General features: G+C 73.3%; 4 protein-coding genes. 3 read left to right on the top strand and 1 reads right to left on the bottom strand.

All coding sequences use genetic code 11. From position 1 onward, the window contains the following. Nucleotides 1–651: lamin tail domain-containing protein (locus AOK09_RS14570; protein ID WP_322973175.1), on the bottom strand; the 651-nt coding region annotated here is incomplete at its 3' end. Nucleotides 652–1,351: 700 nt separating this feature from the next. On the opposite strand from AOK09_RS14570, the gene AOK09_RS14565 reads away from it, so the two are divergent. From AOK09_RS14565 to AOK09_RS14555, 3 genes are all read left to right on the top strand, one after another. Further along, nucleotides 1,352–2,668, top strand: a complete 1,317-nt coding sequence (locus AOK09_RS14565; RefSeq protein ID WP_055587613.1) for a geranylgeranyl reductase family protein — start codon at nucleotides 1,352–1,354, stop codon at nucleotides 2,666–2,668. 136 nt (nucleotides 2,669–2,804) lie between these two features. Continuing rightward, a complete protein-coding gene (locus AOK09_RS14560) occupies nucleotides 2,805–3,587 on the top strand; it encodes a TNT domain-containing protein (RefSeq protein WP_157875899.1) in 783 nt (260 codons plus the stop codon). 20 nt (nucleotides 3,588–3,607) lie between these two features. Beyond that, complete coding sequence (locus AOK09_RS14555) at nucleotides 3,608–3,973, top strand: hypothetical protein (RefSeq protein ID WP_055587611.1); 366 nt, start codon at nucleotides 3,608–3,610, stop codon at nucleotides 3,971–3,973. The last annotated feature ends 61 nt before the right edge of the window (nucleotides 3,974–4,034 follow it).

The following is a 4,034-nucleotide window of genomic DNA, read 5'->3' as shown; positions in this document are numbered from 1 at the left end:
GTCGGTGGGGGTGGGCGTGGGCGTGGGGCTGCCGCCGGAGCCGCCGCCCGCGGAGTTCTCGGGGGTCGGCGCACCGGCCGTGAAGTCCGCGGCGTTGTCGTCGGTGTCGGCCAGGGCCGGGCGGGCGACCGAGGCGGTGTTGCCGGCTCCGGCGGCGTCGCCGCTGCCCTCGTGGACCACGGCGGTGCCGTAGCCGACCAGGTCCTTGACCCGGGTGTCGGCGGCGCAGTCCGCAGCGTTGAGGCAGGTGAGCGGGTCGGCCCCCTGGACCAGGGCCACGGTCCCGCTGGTGCCCGACATGGCGATGGTGCCGCTGGCGTCGGGGGCGGGCAGCGGGGTGGTGCCGCCGGTGCCGGCCGCCTCGCCGACCAGGTAGCGGCCGCCGGCGGGGAGAGTGCCGGTGAGCGGGGTGGCCTGCCACTTGGAGGTGGCCGTGGGGCTCCCCGGAAGGTACTGGACGCTGTAGCCGGAGAGGTCCAGCGCGGCGGAGCCGGCGTTGCCCAGCTCGACGAAGTCATTGGTGTACGTGGCGCCGGAGTTGCCGCCGCCTCCGTACACCTCGGCTATGACGGCGTCCGCGGAGGGGGCGGCGAAGGCCGAGTGGACGCCCATTCCGGCCAGCACCAGGGACCCGGTGATCGCGATCGGCACCAGCCGCCTGCGAAGCCGGGCGGGGCGGGGTCTCTCGGGACGGGGCGTTGAGTCGAGGGTGTGCGACACCGGAGGGGTCTCCTTCGGAACGGACGAAGCGTCAGGACATGGCCAGGCGCCGCCCGAGGGCGGCACCAGGCAGCGCCCTTCATTCCCCCACCGCTGTCCTTGGCCGAGGGCCGAGGAGCGCCCGGCCCAAGATACGCGCGTAGAACCCTGCACAGAAGGGGCTTTGAGGTTAAATCTCGGCGCCCGCACCGGCAGGGCGGGCGGCGGGCGCCGCCCGGGGGAACCCGGCCGGGGCGGCCCGCACGGATGACAACGATGGCGGCGGCGAGGCCGGTGATCCCGTGAAGCACACGCGGCGGGCGGCCCCCCGGACCCGGCGCGGATCCGGCCGCGGCAGGGGTCGTCCACCTGCCCGCCGGCCACTGTCGGCAGCCGGCGCGGACCCTCGGGGCCGGCCTGCGGAAGCGGGCTGTGGAGCCGTCAGTCCGCGCCTGCCGGACGACCTCGTACGTCACACGCGCTCAGGCCCGGGTGGTGCCCTCACCGCAGGCGGCGTACGGCGGCGCCCGGGCTCGCCGGGGAGCGGCGCACACCGCCCGACCGGCTCCGCCGGGGGGCGGGCCCATAGACTGCTCGGGGTCCGGTTCCGGACCGGGCCCGCATCAGCCGAGAGCAGCCAGGAGTGCCGAACGTGACCGAGACCGCAGCTCCCGACGCCGCCGCCAAGCCGGACGAGCCCGTCGAGGGGACCGCCGATGTGATCGTGGTGGGCGCGGGTCCCGCCGGGGCGACGACCGCCTACCACCTTGCCAGGGCCGGTCTGGACGTCCTGCTGCTGGAGAAGTCCGCCTTCCCCCGGGAGAAGGTGTGCGGCGACGGTCTGACCCCGCGCGCCGTCAAGCAGCTGGTGGACATGGGCATCGACGTCTCCGAGGGTGCCGGCTGGCTGCACAACAAGGGTCTGCGGATCATCGGCGGCGGGGTGCGGCTGGAGCTGGACTGGCCCGACCTGGCGTCCTTCCCCGACTACGGCCTGGTGCGCAAGCGCGCCGACTTCGACGAGCTGCTGGCCCGGCAGGCGGAGAAGGCCGGGGCGCGGCTGTACGAGCGGGCCAATGTCACCGGCCCGGTGCTGGACGACCGTACGGGCCGGATCACCGGTGTGACGGCCAAGCTGGGCGAGGAGAAGCGGCCGGTGGTCTTCACCGCGCCGCTGGTGGTCGCCGCCGACGGCAACTCCACCCGGCTGTCGCTGGCGATGGGCCTGCACCGCCGCGAGGACCGGCCGATGGGGGTGGCGTACCGGACGTACTTCACCAGCCCGCGCCATGACGACGACTACCTGGAGTCCTGGCTGGAGCTGTGGGACCGCCGCAAGGGCCGCAACACCCTGATGCCCGGCTACGGCTGGATCTTCGGGATGGGCGACGGCACCAGCAACGTGGGTCTGGGCCTGCTCAACACCACCTCCTCCTTCGGTGAGATCGACTACCGCGAGCTGCTGAAGTCGTGGTGCGCCAACATGCCCGAGGAGTGGGGCTACACCCCGGAGAACATGACCGAGCCGATCCGCGGCGCGGCCCTGCCGATGGCCTTCAACCGCCAGCCGCACTACACCCGCGGCATGCTGCTGGTGGGCGACGCCGGCGGCATGGTCAACCCGTTCAACGGGGAGGGCATCGCCTACGCCATGGAGTCCGGCCGGATCGCCGCCGACGTGGTGGTCCAGGCCCTGGCCCGGGTCACCGAGGCTGGCCGGGAGCGTGCCCTGGAGGCGTACCCCCGGGTGCTCAAGGACGTCTACGGCGGCTACTACACGCTGGGCCGGGCCTTTGTGAAGCTGATCGGCAACCCCCGGGTGATGCGGGTGGCCACCGAGCGCGGGCTGACCCACCCCATGCTGATGAAGTTCGTCCTCAAGCTGCTGGCCAACCTGACCGACCCGCGCGGCGGCGACGCCATGGACCGCATCATCAACGGCCTGACCAGGGTCGCCCCCAACGCCTGACCGGCACGTCGACCGGTGCGGCCATCCGGACCGCACCGGTTGTTGCCTCAGGGGACACCGTCTGTAGTGGATCTGGCTACGCATCGTCACCATCGGTGTGGCGCTGCGTTCGGACATCCGTTCCACTGGAGGACCCTTGAGAACGTCACGTTGGGGCGTGGGCCTGCTCACGGCACTCGGCATGGTCGGCGCTTCGATCCTCGGCCCCGCGGCCGCCGAGGTGGCGACCGCGGCCATGCCCCCGGCCGCGGTGCACGCGGCCGCCCCCGGCCCGGGCGGGCCTGCGGGCGGCCGCCTTCCTTCCGAGCCCGCTCCGCCGTCCTGTCTGGGGCTGGTGCCGCCGCCGTACGCCTACTCGTCGTACGGGCCGTTCCTCTGCGGCGACTGGCGGCTCGGCCCGACGCGTCTGCCGGAGAGCGGGATCCTGGGCAGCATCCTCAGCGGCTACCGAAGGCTCGGTGGCCTCACCCCCGTGGAGTTCCTCTCCAGGTGGTGGGACCCCACCAAGGACGTCGGGCGGGGCGACTGGCGGTACCCGCCGGACAACGGCTTCGAGCACGCCACCGACGGCCGGGTCATCGCGGCTCCGCTGACGCTCCATCCCGGTCAGATGGTGGATCGCTTCGGCGACGAGTTCGGCAGCTTCCTCGCACCGGCCGGGGCCAAGTACGCGGGGCGTGCGCTTCCGCCGTCCAACCTCGACACCGTCGACCCACGGTACCCGTTCAACTACCACCTGTACCGGGTGGCGAAGGACACCACCGTGTGTGCCGGGCCGCAGGCCCCCGCGTTCGAACAGCCGGGCCAGGGAGTGCAGTACGTGACCTCGGTGAGGTCGGTCCCGTACTGCCCGACCGTGCAGACCGGCGCCAACGTGAACAGCCTGGTGGTCAGCGGCAACCTGGTGCGGGCGAACTGAGCGCCGGAGGAGGGCAGGACATGGACCGCCACCGGTTGCATGAGGTGTTGAGAGAGGCCGGGGTGCCCGAGGGGCGTTACGAGATCCAGGGCTGCCCCGGAGGGCCCTGGCCGGCGGACCGCCTCTACCTGGAAGAGCAGGGCGGCCGGTGGGTGGTGGGCGTCCACGAGCGCGGCCGCCGCGAGGTGCTGGAGCGGTTCGAGGACGAGGACCGGGCCTGCCGCCGCTTCTACCGGATGCTCACCGACGAGGGTCCGCCTCCGGTGCCGCTCTCGGCCGCTGAGGCCGAGCGGCTGCTGCGGTCGGGAGAGGACGTGCAGCGGGGCGCCCGCGAGGAGCCGGCGTCCGCCCTGGAGCCCGGCTGCCGCGACGACCGCTCCTCCTAGCCGCACAGACGCCGAGGGGGGACCAGTCGGCTCGTTCCTCGCGATGGCGATGGCGATGGCG

The sequence above is a fragment of the Peterkaempfera griseoplana genome (assembly GCF_001418575.1).
Lineage (GTDB): Bacteria > Actinomycetota > Actinomycetes > Streptomycetales > Streptomycetaceae > Peterkaempfera > Peterkaempfera griseoplana.
This window is presented reverse-complemented; position numbering and strand designations above follow the sequence as displayed.